We start from the raw sequence: 15,405 nt of genomic DNA on the forward strand, positions 1-15,405 counted from the left end.
GTCAGTCACCTCACACACCGAAACCCCGCATACACATATTGATAATGCGGCTGAAACCAGTTTCGGAAAGCCGGCCGCAGCATGCACTGCGCGGTGCGTGCCGAACCGCCTTTTATCACGTAGTGCTGGCCATCGAAAAAGTTGGCCGAATAGCCGAGATAAAACGGAAAGGCTTCGAAGCCGGGCAGCGCATCGAACACCGTTGAGGTCCACTCCCATCCATTACCGAATTGACCTTCCACGCCAAACGCGCTGACGTTATCCGGATACGCATCGACCGGTTTCGGATCCCAACTGCGAAAATCGAAATTGCCCGACGCGGCGTGCGGCGCACCGTGTGCCGCGCGTTGCCATTGCGCCTCGGTGGGTAAGGTTTTGCCTGCCCAGCGCGCGTAGGCACTGGCTTCAGCGTGGCTTACATACGCGGGCCAGTCGAGCGGCAACGGAACTTCGTCGAACATGGTGCGCAGCGTCCATGAACCATCTTCGCCGCCCGCATCGCGCCGTGACCAGCACGCGGGATGTTCGATGCCCTCAGCTTCCTTCCAGGCCCAATCCTTCTGCGACCACCACTTCGGCTCGCGATAGCCGCCAGCCTCGATGAACTCGCGGAACGCACCGTTCGTCACCATGTGGCGATCGATCTCGAAGGCGGGCACAGCGACGTGCATTTCGCCAAATTCGTTGTCCCAACCGAAGCGGCCACCGTCGCGCGGCATGCCGAGCACGGTCGTGCCGGCCGGTATGCTAACCATCGACGACAACGCGTCTCGCGGTTCCGCACGCGTCACGACAGGCTCGCGCAGTTCGGTCACCTTCTGTGCAAGCGGCAACTGATGGAGCATGTACGCCAGCGTTTCAGCATGCATCAACCGATGCTCGATCGCGACGTTCAGCAATTGCTCGGAGGCATCGGCTTGCGCACCGTTGCGGCCGAGTTGCGCGGTGTTTGTCAGCGCATCGAGTTCGCGGTCGATCTGCTCGCGAGCACGCGAGCCGTAGCCGCGAACGATGTCGAGCGACGGCCAGTCCTTGGGTTGGTCGGTCGGAAAACCACCGTCGACGGGATCGATGCCGAAGGCAAAAAGCTGGTCCAGAGGCGGATCGAACGCCGGCAGATCGCACAGGCGTTGATCGAAAAGATTACGATCGAAAGCTTCGAGATGGCCGATGTAAAACACGATCCGGTGGCGTTCGCGGATCGGCCGTTCATACAGATAGTCGGGTTTGACGATGGAAAACAGTGCGTCAGTCACTTGACGCGCTTCGATCAGCCGCTGGACGAGCGGGTGATGCGGGGCGGGGTCGCGATTCATTTCGCCGGGTCTCCTTGCGGGGGGCGGACTAAAGACTGTACCCGCTCGCAGGAGCCATGCCAAGACGAAAAGCGCGTGAAAGAGAACGTGGGCGGGACGCGGCGGCGCGGGGCCGGGCTCCCGCTTGCTGCTTAGACCTGCCGCAGACCGTCCAGCTCGACGATCCGGATGTGCTTGCCCTGTGTGTCGATCAGGCCGCGCTTTTGAAATCTTGACAGGGTGCGGCTCACGGTTTCGAGCGTCATGCCGAGGTAGCTGCCCATGTCCTCGCGCGTCATACGCAGATTGAATTCCGCCGACGAATAGCCTCGCCGCGCATTGCGCTCCGAAACGTCGAGCAGGAATGCCGCGACCCGTTCGTCCGCCGACAGCGAGCCGAGGACCATCATTTGGGCGGCTTCGCGCACGATCTGTTCGCCCAGCAGCTTGTGCATGCGCTCCTGCATTGAACTGATCTCGCGGCACAGCGATTTGAGCGCTTTGTAGGGGACGATGCAAACCGTGCTGTCTTCGAGTGCGAGGGCACTGCAGGCGTGCGCGTCTTCGCTGATGCCGTCGAGGCCGAGCGCTTCGCCGGCGAGACGCAAACCGGTGACCTGCACGCGGCCGTCACGGTGTGCCATGACGGTTTTCATCGAGCCGGAACGTACGGCGTAAATATTGTCGAAGCGATCGCCGCTGCGATACAGCGCTTCGCCGCGCTGCACGGAGCGCGCGGAACAGATGAGCGTTTCAAGTTTGCCCAGTTCGTCGGACGCCAGGCCTTGGGGCATGCAGAGCTGCCGCATCGCGCAACTTGAACAGCGGGCGGTGGAACGGGCGCTTGCCCGTGCCAGTGCCGCACGGCGTCTGCCGCGCACCGGCGATGAACTTGCGGTGGACACCACGGAATCGGCAGTGTCGGCAGAATGCGTAACAACGGTAGGAGTGAGCATGTTCTGCAGCCAGTGGTCAGGGTAAAGACTAATTGTCCCACCGGCCAGGTTGCCCGCTTCGCGGCAAAATGACGCGATTCGGGCAATCGGCTCATGTTGAGCAATGTCACACCGGCGTTGGTGAATTTGATTACGGACTGCTATGGATTGTGAGCAGGCAGACCCCGCTCACAATTTGGCAGAGAGGAGAGTGCTCTTTGCTAGGTCGGTGCGCTGGCGGCCGCAATGCAGCCAAACAGTCAGCCACCTTGCGCGCCGACGCGTTCAGCCGGCGTCGCCTGGCTGGCCCGCCGCGGATGGGATCAACAGCACGGGCAAGGTCGCCTGCCGCACACAGCGCTCGGCGATACTGCCGAGAATCAGGCGCTGAAAACCGCGCCTTCCGTGCGTGCCCATAACCAGCAGGTCGGCGTTGAAGTCGGCTGCGGCTTTTAGCACGACTACCGAAACATCGTCGAGCGTCGAGGCCTCGCCCACCACGAGCTCACCCTTCACGCCTTGCTCAGTCATGGCGTTGGCGAATTCAGCGCCGAGCTCCTTGCCTTCTTCGACAAGACGGTTACGCAAGACAGACGGGTCGTAGCCGGGCGCTTCGAAATACATCGGCGTGTTTTCGACGACATAGAACGGCCGCAAGACCGCGCCGGTGGATTTGGCGAGCGCGAGCGCTGCTTCGAATGCACGGCGGGAGGTGTTGCTGCCGTCGACCGCTACAAGGATGCGTGTGTACATATCGACTCCGCGTCTGAAGGATCCGGGTGCCGCAGCTGTTTCCAACCGGCTGGGCGCAATGACGATCATTGCTGATGCGAGCTTAGATGATCGCTGAAAAACATGCGTTCGACCTGGATGTAAATCAAACTCTTGTCAAATTTCGCGACGGCGCCGTCTGGCTCGACAAGCGCTGGCCAGCAGGCGTCGGCGGGACTTCGCTCCAATTCGCTACGCATATCCGCGACCAGGATAAGCCTGAGTTTGCCTTACAATTACAGCCTACTCAGACAAGCTGCTTCAGCCCGCTGATGAACGAGCGCAAAACGACGGGCTTGCCCGACAAGATCTACGGCGACATTCTCAACCGCATTGTCGAAGGCGAGTACAAGGAAGGTGAGCGCTTGCCGACCGAGCACGCGCTGGCCGAGCGTTTCGCGACGTCCAGGCCGACGGTGCGCGAAGCCCTGGCGCGCTTGCGGGCGGACGGCATCATCATGACGCGGCACGGCTCGGGCACGACGGTCGCGCGGCGTCCGGACCCGGACGTGCGCCGCTTCGCGCCGCTCGAAACGCTGTCCGACATCCGGCGCTGCTATGAATTTCGCATCGTGACCGAAGCGGGCGCGGCGGAGCAGGCGGCGCTCAAGGCCGACACCGACGACATTGCCGCGATCCAGCACGCATGGGACCAGTTGGAGCGGGTCATCGAAACGCAGGGCATCGGCGCAAAAGACGACTTCATGTTCCACCTGGCCGTGGCGCGCGCGTCAAAGAACCCGTTTTTCGTCACGGTCATGTCGTTCATCGAGGAACAGATCCTGTTCAGCATGAACCTGTCGCGCAATCTTTCGTTAGTGAAGACGGTGGCGCGGCAGCGGCTCGTGCAGGCGGAGCATATGGCTGTGCTCGATGCGATCCGCCGCAAGGACGCGCCGGGCGCTGCAAGCGCCATGCGAATGCATCTCGAAAACGCGCTCGAGCGGATGTTCGGCTCCTGAGTTCCGCGGGCTATCGCCGCGCAGCAGGGCCGCAGCGACACTGGGGCGCCGGCTGCCGGGCCGCCGGGCTGAGGCAATCCCAGCGCGGCAAGGCACGGAGTGGAGTTCGCCGCTTGCGTGGCAGCGAACCGGTCGCGAAGCAACAGCAACGCAGCCAAACTAGGCAGCCACTAAGCAGCAACGGCCATCGGCCCGAACAACGCCGTACGAGTCTTCGGACTCACCGCGATATCCAGCGCCACCGCCCGCTCCACGCCGATCTGTAGCGGCGGTCCGAGTCGGCTGATTTCGATGCCGGTCTTGCGCAGCAGCCGCTCGATCGGCGTGGTGGTCACCGTGACGTAACGCGTGATGCCCATCTGGTCGGCGAACGTCACGAGTTCGTGAATCGCCTGCATCGTCAGGTCCGCGAATCCGAACGACTGCTCTTCGCCGCCGGTTTCGATGGCGAACCGGCTCAACTCCCAGATGTGCCGTCCGACCGGCGCCGCCGCCCCATGCAGCAACTGCGGAAACGTGTCCTTCAGCATATTGGGGCCTTCGGTCGGCATCAGGCGCCAACAGCCGCGCACCTGGCCGTCGTCGGCCTGGATCAGCATGTAATGCGGCCCGAGCGCGTCGTAGCCGTCGATCTCCATGCCCGCGATGGTCGGGATATCCCACCCAAGTCGCCCGTGAAACACCCGGGCCCGCAGGCGGTACATCTCGTTAATGTCTGCGTTGTCGAATTCCTGACGCATTCCAATCCGGATTGCTGTTTGCATGACGTTCTCCTGAACGTGTTGGGGTACCCAATACGCAAGAAAACTTATGCATTTTGAATGTTTCTGCCACCTACCTACCTGGATAGGTGTGCATGCTTATCGGGTAAAGCAAAATTCGAGACAAGAACCGCACTCAACCGACAGGACCGAAAAATGGAACTCCTCGAAAATCATTGGCAACCGCAAACCGGCCTTCAAACCCGCGCCGCGGAGCCGTCCACGGCGGTGGACCGGGTTCTGATCATTGCTTACCGCAAGAAGAAAAAAGAGAGCCAGCGCCGCTTCTGGGCCCGCTTCGGTGTGACGCAGTCGCGCGGCAGCAGGTTCGAATCGGGTGCCGAAATTCCGGCTCCGGTGTCGATCCTGCTGGGTCTGTACTTCACCAAAACCGTGTCCGACGCCGATCTGGGCCGCGCCGAGCGCGTGCTCTACAGCCGCGACGCCGCCGCCTTGCTCAACCCGGGTCAATAAGCCCGAGCTGGGTTGCAATCACGGCCGCCGCACGCCGCGAATTCACGCCGAATTTCGTCCTGATGTTCTTCACGTGGAAGTTCACCACGGCTTCCGAACAGTTCAGGATGTGGGAGATTTCCCAGGTGGATTTGCCGCGTGCGGTCCATTTCAGGCATTCGCGTTCACGCGGCGTGAGCTTGGGCAATAAGGTCTGAGCGTGCGTATTCAAATGCCGTTGACTGGTGTCGATTACCAGATCGCGCAATAACACCAGATTCGGCAATGCCACGTTGATATGGCGCCGGAATTCGTCGTTGGGATTGTTGTCATTGACGAAGCACATCATGCCGGCTTCCTGGTTCGGCCCATGAATCGGCAACGTTACGCCCGCGCGCAACCCGTGCGCGCGGGCTTCCTCGTACATCGAAAGCTGCGGCGCGGTCGTGAAAATGTCCGGCGACCAGATCAGCGGTGTGGCGCGCGTCGCGCAATGCGCGACGGTCGGGTCGATGTGGACCAGCCCCTGCTCGTCATAAGTACGGCGCCACGCAGGCGCATACGTGCTGCGTACATAAGCGTCTTCCAGTCGAATGGTCGGGCGCGGCAGCATGGCGATCAAAAGCCTGTCGAAGCCCCACGTCTCGGCGAGGCCCGTGATTGCACCGAACCATTCCGCTTCGTCGGCGGCGTCCAGTAGCGGTGCCATCTGCTCGATAAAATGTAGCGACAATTTTTACTCTCTCAGGCTCGTAAACATCCCGTTGCGGTTAATTGCGGTACGGCATTCCGTCCAGTGGTTTTATCTTCACAATCTATCACCAAAATCTATTTCGCAAACCGGGAAGTGATTGCTAACAGAATGTTGACGGCGATGGTTTTGCGTCAATACGGACGAATCGCTCTTTGTATCTGATTTTCTGACCGAATTAACATTCACCGATCGCGACTGTGGGTAATTTCGCGTCGCCACCGATTTGATGCCATTCATTGGCAACATTATCGTGAGGGCATTCTAATTACCGATCGCTGCCAAAATTTCGGTCAAAACGCACTGATTGCCGATATCGACTGCTTGCGGCCGGGCGCGATTGCCGCGACATGAGCATCACGCCGGCTTCGACTGTCATACAAAAGCAACCCGGGATAGTCTGCGATCTTCGCGGTCAATGCAAAGATCCGCGACGACCTACTCACCTAAGTTGTTTGACAACGTTCCGAGCACGATGCTACCTTGAGCGCTTGAGTCTGTACCGCTCCCGGTGCGAGGCATCATGAACGAATCTCCCATCCGCGACGGCGAGTTCGCCGCTTCGGTCATGGCGGTGCCGCCGCTGGCGCGCCGCGCCGACTACACGCTCGACGCCGCGCAAAATCGCGCGCTGATTCACCATATCGAGGCCGGCGGCGTGCGCACCTTGCTGTATGGCGGCAACGCGAACCTGTATCACGTCGCCGTCAGCGAATATCGGGACTTGCTCGATCTGCTGGCCGACGCAACCGGGGAAGACACGCGCGTGATCCCCGCCATCGGCCCGGACTACGGAAAAATGCGGGATCAGGCGCGCATCCTCGCGCAAACCCGTTACCGGACGGCGATGGTGTTGCCGCTCGGCGGCTTCACGACGTCCGAAGGCGTCGAAGCGGGCCTCACGCGCATTGCCGACACGGCGGGCATGCCGCTCACGCTGTACATCAAAAGCGAGCATTACGTCGACGTGGACGGGTTGGCGCGCCTGATCGATCGAGGCACGCTGGTCGCCGTGAAATACGCGATCGTGCGCGAGAATCCGGCGGACGATCCTTATCTGCGCCGGCTGCTGCAACACATGCCGGCGGCCAAACTGGTGTCGGGCATGGGAGAACGGCCGGCGCTCGTGCATTTGCGCGAATTCGGTCTGGCGGCGTGGACCACCGGCTCAGGATGCATCGCGCCGCACATGGTCACGGCCCTGCTGCAAGCGGTCAAAACCGGGGATCGCGAGACGGCGCAACGTCTCTACGACGCGTTCCTGCCGCTCGAAACTTTACGCGACGATATCTCGCTGATCCGCGTGCTCCACGACGCCGTGACGTTTTCGAAGATCGCCGACATGGGGCCGATTTTGCCGCTGTTGAGTTCGACGCCGCCCGAGCATCATGCGAAGATCGAGCATGCCGCGCGGGAACTGCTCGCGTTGGAACACGCATTCGCGCAAGCCAATCCACATCCTTGAACCTTGAACTTTGAACCGCCAGCATGACCGACAACAGCCGACGCTATCCCGATCCCTCCATCCGCGCGTTCGATCCGCGCTTCAAGCCGCTGATCCTGGCCTCCGCATCCGTCGAGTGTCTGTATCAGGGCACGCGCTGGTCCGAGGGGCCGGTCTGGTTCGGCGACGGCCGCTATCTGCTGTGGAGCGACATTCCGAACGACCGCATCCTGCGCTGGGATGAACCGAGCGGCACGGTGTCGACGTTTCGCCAGTCGTCGAACAATGCCAACGGCCATACGCGCGACCGTCAGGGGCGCCTCGTCAGCTGCGAGCATCTGACGCGCCGCGTCACGCGAACCGAGTACGACGGCTCGATCACCGTGCTCGCCGACCGCTATCGCGGCAAGCGCTTCAATTCGCCGAACGACGTGGTCGTGAAATCGGACGGCTCGATCTGGTTCAGCGATCCGACCTTCGGCATCGACGGTTTCTATGAGGGCGAGCGGCAGCAGTCGGAACTGCCGGCGTGCGTGTACCGGGTCGACGGCCAATCCGGCGAAGTCACCGTCGTCGCCGACGACGTGCTGGGTCCCAACGGTTTGGCGTTCTCACCGGACGAGTCGGTGCTGTACATCGTCGAATCGCGTGGCGAGCCGCGCAAAATCCGTGCGTTCGACGTCGGCGGCAACGGCGGCGCGCTGTCGAACAACCGCGTGCTGATCGACGCCGGCCCGGGCACGCCGGACGGCTTTCGCGTCGACGTCCACGGCAATCTGTGGTGCGGCTGGGGCATGGGCACCGACGAGCTTGACGGCGTGCGCGTCTTCACGCCGCAAGGCGAGCCGCTCGGCCACATTGCGTTGCCGGAACGCTGCGCGAACGTGTGCTTCGGCGGGCGGCATCGCAACCGACTATTCATGGCGGCGAGCCACGGCCTCTACTCGCTTTATGTGAATACCCAAGGCGTGCAAGGCGGCTAGTTGCCTGACAAGTGGTCATCGGAGCGGATGAGTAGCTCCGGGTTTGCCCCTGGAAGCAGCGGGCAAACCTTTGAGCGGCAAGGATTCACCGCGAAAACGGCGGTTTTCGCGAGCCCGGAGCCGTCACGAGTATTTGCTTGACATCAGCTGTCCCGCTTCGCTATGTTCCATTGGTAGAAAGACACCGCCCGCAGCGCATCCGACCGGCGGATTTCCATACCAAGAAGCGAGGAGACGCAATGACTGTTTCACACAGGTTGTCGCTCAGGCTGGTGTCCGTATGTCTCGCGGCGAGCGCCGCTTTCGCATCCGTCGCGCATGCGGCCGATCCGGTCACGCTCAATATCGTCGACGTGGCCGGCGACCTTCAACTCACGCAAAAGGGCTTCGAGGCCTTCAAGACGAAGTATCCGAACCTTGTCGCCAACCTCACTTTCACGAACGCACCCGCTCCGCAGTTGCCCGGCAAGATCAAGGCGATGCAGGCCGCGGGCCGCTCCGACATCGATCTCGTGCTGACCGGCACCGACGCGCTCGCGGCCGGCATCGAACAGAGTCTGTGGATGAAGCTGCTGCCTGAGAACGCCGCGGTGTTCCCCGGCGTGCTCGACAAATATGCGCCGGGTCCGCGCAAGATGCAGGATCTCGCGCAAGGCTACGGGCTCGAAGTGGCATATATGCCCGCCGGTCCGCTGCTCGAATACAACCCCGCGAAAGTCACTGACCCGCCGAAAACACCCGAGCAATTGCTGCAATGGTGCAAGGCGCATCCCGACAAGCTGATCTATGCGCGGCCGGCCAATTCCGGTCCGGGCCGCACGTTCCTGATGGGCTTGCCCTACATACTCGGCGACAAGGATCCGCAGGATCCGATTCACGGCTGGGACAAGACGTGGGCCTTCCTCAAGCAACTGAACGATTGCATTCCTTACTATCCGGGCGGCACGTCGGCGGTGATGAAGGAACTCGGCGAAGGCACGCGCGACATGACCGTGACGGTAACCGGCTGGGACATCAATCCGCGCGCGCTCGGTATCGTGCCCGCCGAATTTCGCGTACAGGCGTTCGACAACATGACGTGGGTGAACGACGCGCACTACATGGTGATTCCAAAGGGCGTGCCGAAGGAAAAGCTCGACGTGCTCTACAAGCTGATGAACTTCATGCTCGAGCCGGCGCAGCAGGCCATGACCTATGACGACGGCTATTTCTATCCCGGTCCTGCGATCAAGGGCGTGAGCGTCGAGCAGGCGCCCGCGCACAGCCAGGACGTGCTGAAGAAATACGGCCGGCCGGAGTACGCGAAACTGCTCGCCGAGCGTCCGCACGTATTGCCGCTGAATGCCGCGGCGATGGTCGCGGCTTTCAAGAAATGGGACACCGAGGTCGGCGCGCAGAAGACCAAGTAGCCTTCGCACCCGCCGTGCACGCACGCAGGCCGTCTCGATCCCACGCGATCTATGACGGCGCACGCCTCGCGCGTATCAGGAAACCGCCATGAAGCATCACTTTGAACAGTTGCGGCTCGATTCGGTGAGCCGCAGTTTCACGAATGCGGAAGGCCAGGCAATCGCGGCGCTGCGCGGCCTCGATCTGACCATTCAACGGGGCGAGTTCATCGCGTTGCTGGGGCCTTCCGGTTGCGGCAAATCGACGGCGCTCAATTGCATCGCCGGGTTGCAGCCGTTGAGCGGCGGCGGCATCTGGCTCGACGACAAACGCATCGACGTGCTGCCGCCGGAGAAGCGCGGCTTCGGCATGGTGTTTCAGAACTACGCGCTGTTTCCTCATATGAGCGTGCTCGAGAACGTCGGCTTCGGTTTGAAAATGCGCGGCGTCGCCAGGAGTGAAGCCATTCGCCGCGCGCGCGAAGCATTGCAGCTCGTGCAACTGGTCGGGCATGAACGTAAACTGCCTGGCCAGTTGTCCGGCGGCCAGCAGCAGCGCGTGGCGATCGCGCGCGCGATCGTGATCGAGCCGCCGCTGATTCTGATGGACGAACCGCTGTCGAATCTCGATACCAAGCTCCGAATCGAAATGCGCGCGGAGATTCGCCGTATCCATAGCCAGCTCGAGCGCGCAACGCTGTACGTGACGCACGATCAGGACGAAGCGCTATCCATGGCCGACCGCATCGTCGTGATGAGGGAGGGCGTGGTGCAGCAGGTCGCCACGCCGAAAGAGGTCTATACGCGGCCGCAGAATCTGCATGTCGCGCGCTTCATGGGCTATCGCAACGTGGCCGAATTCGAGCTCGAAGGCACGCAGGGCGAAGGCGTGCTGGTGAGCGCGAACGGTGTGCGACTGCTCGGCACGCCGATGGCCGGCTTCAACAGCAAGCGCGTGAGCGTCGCGCTGCGTCCCGAGGACATGGAGCGCGCCGTGCCCGGTGCGGAGAATACCTTCGACGCGTTGGTGACGACCGTCGAATACGGCGGCCGCGATTCGCTGCTGCGCGTGAAGACCGCGTTCGGCGATATCTGGGCGCGCGTCGGCGGAGAATTCGCGGAAGGCGAGCGCATCAGCTTGCGCGTGCCGCCCTCGCGCACGCTCGTCTACGACGCTGAGGCGGCATGAACACGCCCACGCTGTCGCCGCCGCTCGCGCCGCGCGACGCCAAGGCGTGGCTCGTCGCGCCGGCGTTGCTCTTCATTGTCGCGTTGTTCATCTATCCGTTCGCGTATGGTCTGGTGCTGTCGTTCCGGCCGATGAACGGCGGCGGTTTGTGGGCCAACTATCTGACGTTCTTCACCGACACGTCGATGTGGCCGACGATTCTCGTCACGCTCAAGCTCGCGGTGCCCGCCACGCTCATCAACGTGGGCGTCTCGGTGCCGGTGGCGTTCGCACTGCGCCGCTACTCGCGCTATCAGAAGTTCGTCACGACGCTGCTGGTGATTCCCGTGACCCTCGGCACCGTGTTGATCGCCGACGGCATGCTCACGTACTTCGGCCCGAACGGCTGGTTTCCGCAAGCGCTGCAGGGCCTGCATCTCTATACGCATGAAGTGCGCCTCACGCATAACTTCTGGGGCGTGCTGATCTCGCTGATCGTGTCGGGTTTTCCGTTTGCGTTTCTGTTGACGCTGTCGTATGTGACCGGCATCGACCCGACGCTCGCGGCCGCGGCGGCGACGCTCGGCGCGAGTCCGTGGCAGCAGTTTCGCCGCATCTATCTGCCGCTGCTGGTGCCGGGCTTGACGATGGCGACGTGTCTGTCGTTCGTGCAGGCGTTTTCGGTGTTTCCATCGGCGGTGCTGCTCGGCGCGCCTGCCGGCCCAACGCGGGTGATGTCGATCGCCGCCGCCGAAGCCGCGTTTGAAAGCTACGACTATTCGCTGGCGTCCGCGATCGCGATGGTGATGGGCTTCGTGCAGTTGCTGGTGGTCGCCGCGCTGCTCGGCGCGCGCCGCTTCTTCTACAGCGGTCCGGCAACGGGAGGCAAAGGCTGATGACGACCGAGCATCGCGCGGCGCAGCCATCGTGGTCGGCGAGCGCATCGAAAGATCAGGATGACGGCGCGCGTGAGCCGGACAAGCGCGTCAGGCAGCGCGCCAGCGTGCCGGGCCGCGTCTGGCGCGTGCTGGTGTGGGGCGCGATGGTGTTCTTCCTCGTCAACGTGGTGCTGCTGATCGCGACGGTCGCGGTCAATTCGGTGGCGACGCGCTGGTTCGGCACGTTGTTGCCGCAAGGCTTCACGCTGCACTGGTATGCGCAGGCATGGAGCGACTTCCAGTTGGCGAGCGTGCTGTGGGTGACCGTCGAAGTGGTCGGTGCAGTGGTGCTGCTGTCGGTCCTGCTCGGCGTGCCGGCGGCGTACGCGCTCGCGCGTGTGCAATTTCCAGGCAAGCGCATCGCCATGCTGATCTTCCTGTTGCCGCTGATGGTGCCGCCCGTGACCTACGGCATTCCCATGGCGACGGTAATGTACAAGGTCGGACTCGCCGGCACGCTGAGCGGCGTGATTCTTGCGAACCTCGTGCCCGCACTGCCGTTCGTGATTCTCGTGATGACGCCGTTCATCGAACAGATCGATCCCAATCTCGAAGCGGCGGCGCGCATTTTCGGCGCCAATACGTTCCGCTATTTCCGCTACGTACTGCTGCCGCTGCTCGTGCCCGGCATGCTGGCGGCGGCCTTGCTGGTGCTCGTGCGCACCATCGGCATGTTCGAGCTGACTTTTTTCACCGCGGGCCCCGCCACGCAAACGCTCGTGGTCGCTCTGTACTACGCTGTATTTTCAACCGGCGTGCGCGCGCCGCAATCGATCGATGCGATGGCGATGATCTACATGGCGATCACGCTGATCTGGGTGCTGATCGCACTGCAATTCGTGAGCCCGACGCAGATCGTGTCGCGCGTGAAGGAGCAGAAGCGCTGAAGCACGTCCCGAGGGAAGTCCCTTGAGGGACCGCGAAAAGACACCGTGGAGCAGACGTTGACGAAGAGAAAGAAACCCGAGGAACTGCGCAGCCACCGCTGGTACGGCGTGAACGATCTGCGCTCGTTCGGCCATCGCTCGCGCACCGCGCAGATGGGCTACGACCGCGAGGAGTACGCCGGCAAACCGGTGATTGCGATTCTCAACACGTGGAGCGAGATCAACGCGTGTCATACGCACTTCAAGCAGCGTGTCGAGGAAGTGAAACGCGGCATCTGGCAGGCCGGCGGCTTTCCGGTCGAGCTACCGGTGCAGACACTCTCCGAGCCGTTCCAGAAGCCCACCACGATGCTGTACCGCAATTTCCTCGCCATGGAAGCCGAAGAAACGCTGCGCTCCTATCCCGCCGACGGCGTCGTGTTGATGGGCGGCTGCGACAAGACTACGCCGGCTTTGCTGATGGGCGCGATCTCGATGGACCTGCCGGCGATCTTTCTGCCCGCTGGCCCGATGTTGCGCGGAAACTGGAATGGCGTGACGCTCGGTTCCGGTTCCGACTCGTGGAAGTACTGGGCCGAACTGCGCGCGGGAACGATCACGCAAGATGACTGGCAAGGTATCGAAGGCGGCATTGCGCGTTCGCCGGGGCACTGCATGACCATGGGCACCGCATCGACCATGACGAGCGCGGCCGAAGCGCTCGGCTTCACGCTGCCCGGTTTCGCATCGATTCCCGCGGCGGATTCCCGTCATGCGCAAATGGCGGCGAAAACCGGCATGCGCATCGTCGAGATGGTGTGGGAGGACCTCAAGCCTTCAGACCTGCTTACCGCCGGTTCCGTCGACAACGCCGTGACCACGTGCCTCGCGCTGTCCGGTTCGACCAACGCGATCGTGCACATGATCGCGCTCGCGCGCCGCGCCGGCATCGAACTGACACTCGATCGCTACGACGACATCTCGCGCCGCACGCCGGTGCTGGCGAACGTTCGCCCGACCGGCGCGTATCTGATGGAGGACTTTTTCTACGCGGGCGGTTTGCGTGCTTTGCTCGCCGAACTGGGCGAGTTGATCGACCGATCGCAGAAGACCGTCAACGGCCGCACGCTCGGTGAGAATCTCGAAGGCGCGGAGATTTTCAACGACGAGGTCATTCGTCGGCGTGACAAGCCGCTTCTGCCTAACAGTGGCCTTGCAGTGCTACGCGGGAACATTGCGCCCGACGGCGCCGTGATCAAACCCGGCGCAGCCGAGCCGCATCTGCTCGTGCACACCGGCCGCGCGGTGGTGTTCAAGGACTACAACGACATGGCCGCGTGCATCGACGACGAGACGCTCGACATCGACGAGACCTGTGTGATCGTGCTTCAGCATGCCGGGCCGGTCGGTGCTCCGGGGATGCCTGAATGGGGGCAGTTACCCATACCGCGCAAGTTGCTGCAAAAAGGTGTGCGCGATATGGTGCGTATATCGGATGCACGGATGAGCGGGACGAGCTACGGCGCGTGCGTGCTGCATGTCGCGCCGGAGTCGTTCATCGGCGGACCGTTTGCGCTGGTGGAGAGCGGCGACATGATCGAGCTCGACGTCCCGCAGCGCAAACTCAATCTACTGGTGACAGACGAGGAGTTCGCGCGCCGCAAGGCCGCGTGGGTCAAGCCGGCGCCGCGTTTCACGCGCGGCTACGGCGCAATGCATCAGGTGCATGTGATGCAGGCGAATCAAGGCTGCGATTTCGACTTCCTGCAACGCGGCGGCGCGCACACATCGCCGGATGCGGACGCCAGGGGCGAGCCGGAGATTCACTGAGTTACCGAGGCTGTCCGGAGAGTGACGCAGCCGCCGTAGAGCGTGACACCGCCGGGAAGGCCGCATCGCGTGAATTTCAATATCCCACGCGATACACGCGGCCGGTCTGCGCGCCTTCCACGCTGCGCAGATAGGCCATCGCCGCGCGCTGGGCTGTCACCGGTTCGAAGCCACGGAAGTAGGGCGCATAAGCGTCCATTGCTTCGGTGAGCACGGTCGGGCTCACCAGGTTGATGCGAATGCCGCGCGGCAATTCGATCGCCGCGCCACGCACGAAACCTTCGAGCGCCAGATTGACGGTGGTCGCGCTCGCGCCTTGCAGAATCGGTTCGTCTGCGAGGATGCCGCTCGTCAGTGTGAACGAGCCGCCGTCGTTCACGTACTGCTGAGCCGCGAGCACCACGTTGATCTGGCCCATCAGCTTGTCGCGCAGGCCGACCCAGAACTGTTCGATGCTCATGTCGGGCAGCGGACCGAAATGCACCTTGCCGGTCGTGGTGACGACGCCGTCCACTTTGCCGATCTCGCTAAAGAGCCGCTCGACACTCACCGGGTCGGTGCTGTCGACGTGATACTGCCCACGCGTTGCGCCCACTTCGATCACTTCATGGCGCGCTTTCAGTTCCGCGCTCACCGCCTGGCCCAGCGTGCCGGTGGCGCCGATCACGACGATCTTTTTCATTTGCTGCTCCGTTGAGGGTTGACGTGCCGTCGATTCTGCCCGCGTTCATCAGAAGGAAAAAGCCGCTTCCACGTTTAGGTCCTGCAACCCTGAGTTTCTAATCGGCGTAAAAGCGCGCACCGTGAGTCAAACGGTGCGCGCTTCGCAATACACGGATTAATTGGGGCCCGCGTATGAA

At 62.5% G+C, this 15,405-nt stretch carries 15 protein-coding genes; 9 read left to right on the forward strand and 6 right to left on the reverse strand.

What is annotated here, in order from left to right; all coding sequences use genetic code 11:
• Nucleotides 1-5 precede the first annotated feature (5 nt).
• The 3 genes from RI103_RS22505 to RI103_RS22515 all read right to left on the reverse strand — a co-directional run bounded on the left by RI103_RS22505 (nucleotide 6) and on the right by RI103_RS22515 (nucleotide 2,983).
• Complete coding sequence (locus RI103_RS22505) at nucleotides 6-1,316, reverse strand: SUMF1/EgtB/PvdO family nonheme iron enzyme (protein ID WP_310817718.1); 1,311 nt, start codon at nucleotides 1,314-1,316, stop codon at nucleotides 6-8.
• Nucleotides 1,317-1,447: 131 nt separating this feature from the next.
• The gene (locus RI103_RS22510; RefSeq protein ID WP_310817720.1) at nucleotides 1,448-2,104 is read right to left on the reverse strand and encodes a helix-turn-helix domain-containing protein; all 657 of its coding nucleotides are present in this window, start codon (nucleotides 2,102-2,104) and stop codon (nucleotides 1,448-1,450) included.
• A gap of 411 nt (nucleotides 2,105-2,515) precedes the next feature.
• A complete protein-coding gene (locus RI103_RS22515) occupies nucleotides 2,516-2,983 on the reverse strand; it encodes a universal stress protein (RefSeq protein WP_310817721.1) in 468 nt (155 codons plus the stop codon).
• A 290-nt stretch (nucleotides 2,984-3,273) separates the two neighbouring features.
• Between RI103_RS22515 and RI103_RS22520 the strand changes: the two genes are divergently transcribed.
• Nucleotides 3,274-3,963 carry a FadR/GntR family transcriptional regulator gene (locus RI103_RS22520; protein WP_310817722.1) on the forward strand — a complete coding sequence of 230 codons (690 nt, stop codon included), beginning with the start codon at nucleotides 3,274-3,276 and terminating at the stop codon, nucleotides 3,961-3,963.
• A gap of 170 nt (nucleotides 3,964-4,133) precedes the next feature.
• Here RI103_RS22520 and RI103_RS22525 read toward each other — a convergent pair whose 3' ends face one another.
• On the reverse strand, nucleotides 4,134-4,727 hold the full coding sequence (locus RI103_RS22525) for an acyl-homoserine-lactone synthase (protein WP_310817723.1): 594 nt from the start codon (nucleotides 4,725-4,727) through the stop codon (nucleotides 4,134-4,136).
• Between the two features lie 153 nt (nucleotides 4,728-4,880).
• Here RI103_RS22525 and RI103_RS22530 point away from each other — a divergent pair, with 153 nt between their 5' ends.
• Nucleotides 4,881-5,198: an XRE family transcriptional regulator gene (locus RI103_RS22530; RefSeq protein WP_310817725.1), complete on the forward strand. Its 318-nt coding sequence runs from the start codon at nucleotides 4,881-4,883 to the stop codon at nucleotides 5,196-5,198.
• Here the strand turns inward: RI103_RS22530 and RI103_RS22535 are convergent.
• Nucleotides 5,182-5,886, reverse strand: a complete 705-nt coding sequence (locus RI103_RS22535) for a LuxR family transcriptional regulator (protein WP_310817726.1) — start codon at nucleotides 5,884-5,886, stop codon at nucleotides 5,182-5,184. The genes RI103_RS22530 and RI103_RS22535 overlap by 17 nt on opposite strands.
• Before the next feature lie 565 nt (nucleotides 5,887-6,451).
• Here RI103_RS22535 and RI103_RS22540 point away from each other — a divergent pair.
• The 7 genes from RI103_RS22540 to araD all read left to right on the forward strand — a co-directional run bounded on the left by RI103_RS22540 (nucleotide 6,452) and on the right by araD (nucleotide 14,545).
• Nucleotides 6,452-7,393 carry a dihydrodipicolinate synthase family protein gene (locus tag RI103_RS22540; RefSeq protein ID WP_310817727.1) on the forward strand — a complete coding sequence of 314 codons (942 nt, stop codon included), beginning with the start codon at nucleotides 6,452-6,454 and terminating at the stop codon, nucleotides 7,391-7,393.
• A 23-nt stretch (nucleotides 7,394-7,416) separates the two neighbouring features.
• On the forward strand, nucleotides 7,417-8,355 hold the full coding sequence (locus tag RI103_RS22545; RefSeq protein ID WP_310817729.1) for an SMP-30/gluconolactonase/LRE family protein: 939 nt from the start codon (nucleotides 7,417-7,419) through the stop codon (nucleotides 8,353-8,355).
• Between the two features lie 239 nt (nucleotides 8,356-8,594).
• Nucleotides 8,595-9,764, forward strand: coding sequence for an extracellular solute-binding protein (locus tag RI103_RS22550; RefSeq protein WP_310817731.1), 1,170 nt, complete (start codon nucleotides 8,595-8,597; stop codon nucleotides 9,762-9,764).
• 88 nt (nucleotides 9,765-9,852) lie between these two features.
• On the forward strand, nucleotides 9,853-10,932 hold the full coding sequence (locus RI103_RS22555; protein ID WP_310817732.1) for an ABC transporter ATP-binding protein: 1,080 nt from the start codon (nucleotides 9,853-9,855) through the stop codon (nucleotides 10,930-10,932).
• Nucleotides 10,929-11,807, forward strand: coding sequence for a sugar ABC transporter permease (locus RI103_RS22560; RefSeq protein WP_310817733.1), 879 nt, complete (start codon nucleotides 10,929-10,931; stop codon nucleotides 11,805-11,807). Before RI103_RS22555 ends, RI103_RS22560 begins: the two co-directional genes overlap by 4 nt.
• Nucleotides 11,807-12,736: an ABC transporter permease gene (locus RI103_RS22565; RefSeq protein WP_310817734.1), complete on the forward strand. Its 930-nt coding sequence runs from the start codon at nucleotides 11,807-11,809 to the stop codon at nucleotides 12,734-12,736. Before RI103_RS22560 ends, RI103_RS22565 begins: the two co-directional genes overlap by 1 nt.
• Before the next feature lie 57 nt (nucleotides 12,737-12,793).
• Complete coding sequence (araD, locus tag RI103_RS22570) at nucleotides 12,794-14,545, forward strand: L-arabinonate dehydratase (protein WP_310817735.1); 1,752 nt, start codon at nucleotides 12,794-12,796, stop codon at nucleotides 14,543-14,545.
• 76 nt (nucleotides 14,546-14,621) lie between these two features.
• On the opposite strand, the gene RI103_RS22575 is transcribed toward araD, so the two are convergent.
• A complete protein-coding gene (locus RI103_RS22575) occupies nucleotides 14,622-15,227 on the reverse strand; it encodes a short chain dehydrogenase (protein ID WP_310817736.1) in 606 nt (201 codons plus the stop codon).
• Nucleotides 15,228-15,405 lie beyond the last annotated feature (178 nt).

It is taken from the genome of Paraburkholderia sp. FT54 (assembly GCF_031585635.1).
GTDB lineage: Bacteria > Pseudomonadota > Gammaproteobacteria > Burkholderiales > Burkholderiaceae > Paraburkholderia.

Excerpts from the sequence above, each read along its gene's own strand:
- RI103_RS22540 (WP_310817727.1), top strand. The coding sequence starts at position 6,452 with ATGAACGAATCTCCCATCCGCGACGGCGAGTTCGCCGCTTCGGTCATG.
- RI103_RS22550 (WP_310817731.1), top strand. The coding sequence starts at position 8,595 with ATGACTGTTTCACACAGGTTGTCGCTCAGGCTGGTGTCCGTATGTCTC.
- RI103_RS22520 (WP_310817722.1), top strand. The coding sequence starts at position 3,274 with ATGAACGAGCGCAAAACGACGGGCTTGCCCGACAAGATCTACGGCGAC.
- RI103_RS22515 (WP_310817721.1), bottom strand. The coding sequence starts at position 2,983 with ATGTACACACGCATCCTTGTAGCGGTCGACGGCAGCAACACCTCCCGC.
- RI103_RS22565 (WP_310817734.1), top strand. The coding sequence starts at position 11,807 with ATGACGACCGAGCATCGCGCGGCGCAGCCATCGTGGTCGGCGAGCGCA.
- RI103_RS22545 (WP_310817729.1), top strand. The coding sequence starts at position 7,417 with ATGACCGACAACAGCCGACGCTATCCCGATCCCTCCATCCGCGCGTTC.
- RI103_RS22530 (WP_310817725.1), top strand. The coding sequence starts at position 4,881 with ATGGAACTCCTCGAAAATCATTGGCAACCGCAAACCGGCCTTCAAACC.
- RI103_RS22505 (WP_310817718.1), bottom strand. The coding sequence starts at position 1,316 with ATGAATCGCGACCCCGCCCCGCATCACCCGCTCGTCCAGCGGCTGATC.
- RI103_RS22555 (WP_310817732.1), top strand. The coding sequence starts at position 9,853 with ATGAAGCATCACTTTGAACAGTTGCGGCTCGATTCGGTGAGCCGCAGT.
- RI103_RS22510 (WP_310817720.1), bottom strand. The coding sequence starts at position 2,104 with ATGCGGCAGCTCTGCATGCCCCAAGGCCTGGCGTCCGACGAACTGGGC.
- RI103_RS22560 (WP_310817733.1), top strand. The coding sequence starts at position 10,929 with ATGAACACGCCCACGCTGTCGCCGCCGCTCGCGCCGCGCGACGCCAAG.
- RI103_RS22525 (WP_310817723.1), bottom strand. The coding sequence starts at position 4,727 with ATGCAAACAGCAATCCGGATTGGAATGCGTCAGGAATTCGACAACGCA.
- RI103_RS22535 (WP_310817726.1), bottom strand. The coding sequence starts at position 5,886 with ATGGCACCGCTACTGGACGCCGCCGACGAAGCGGAATGGTTCGGTGCA.
- RI103_RS22575 (WP_310817736.1), bottom strand. The coding sequence starts at position 15,227 with ATGAAAAAGATCGTCGTGATCGGCGCCACCGGCACGCTGGGCCAGGCG.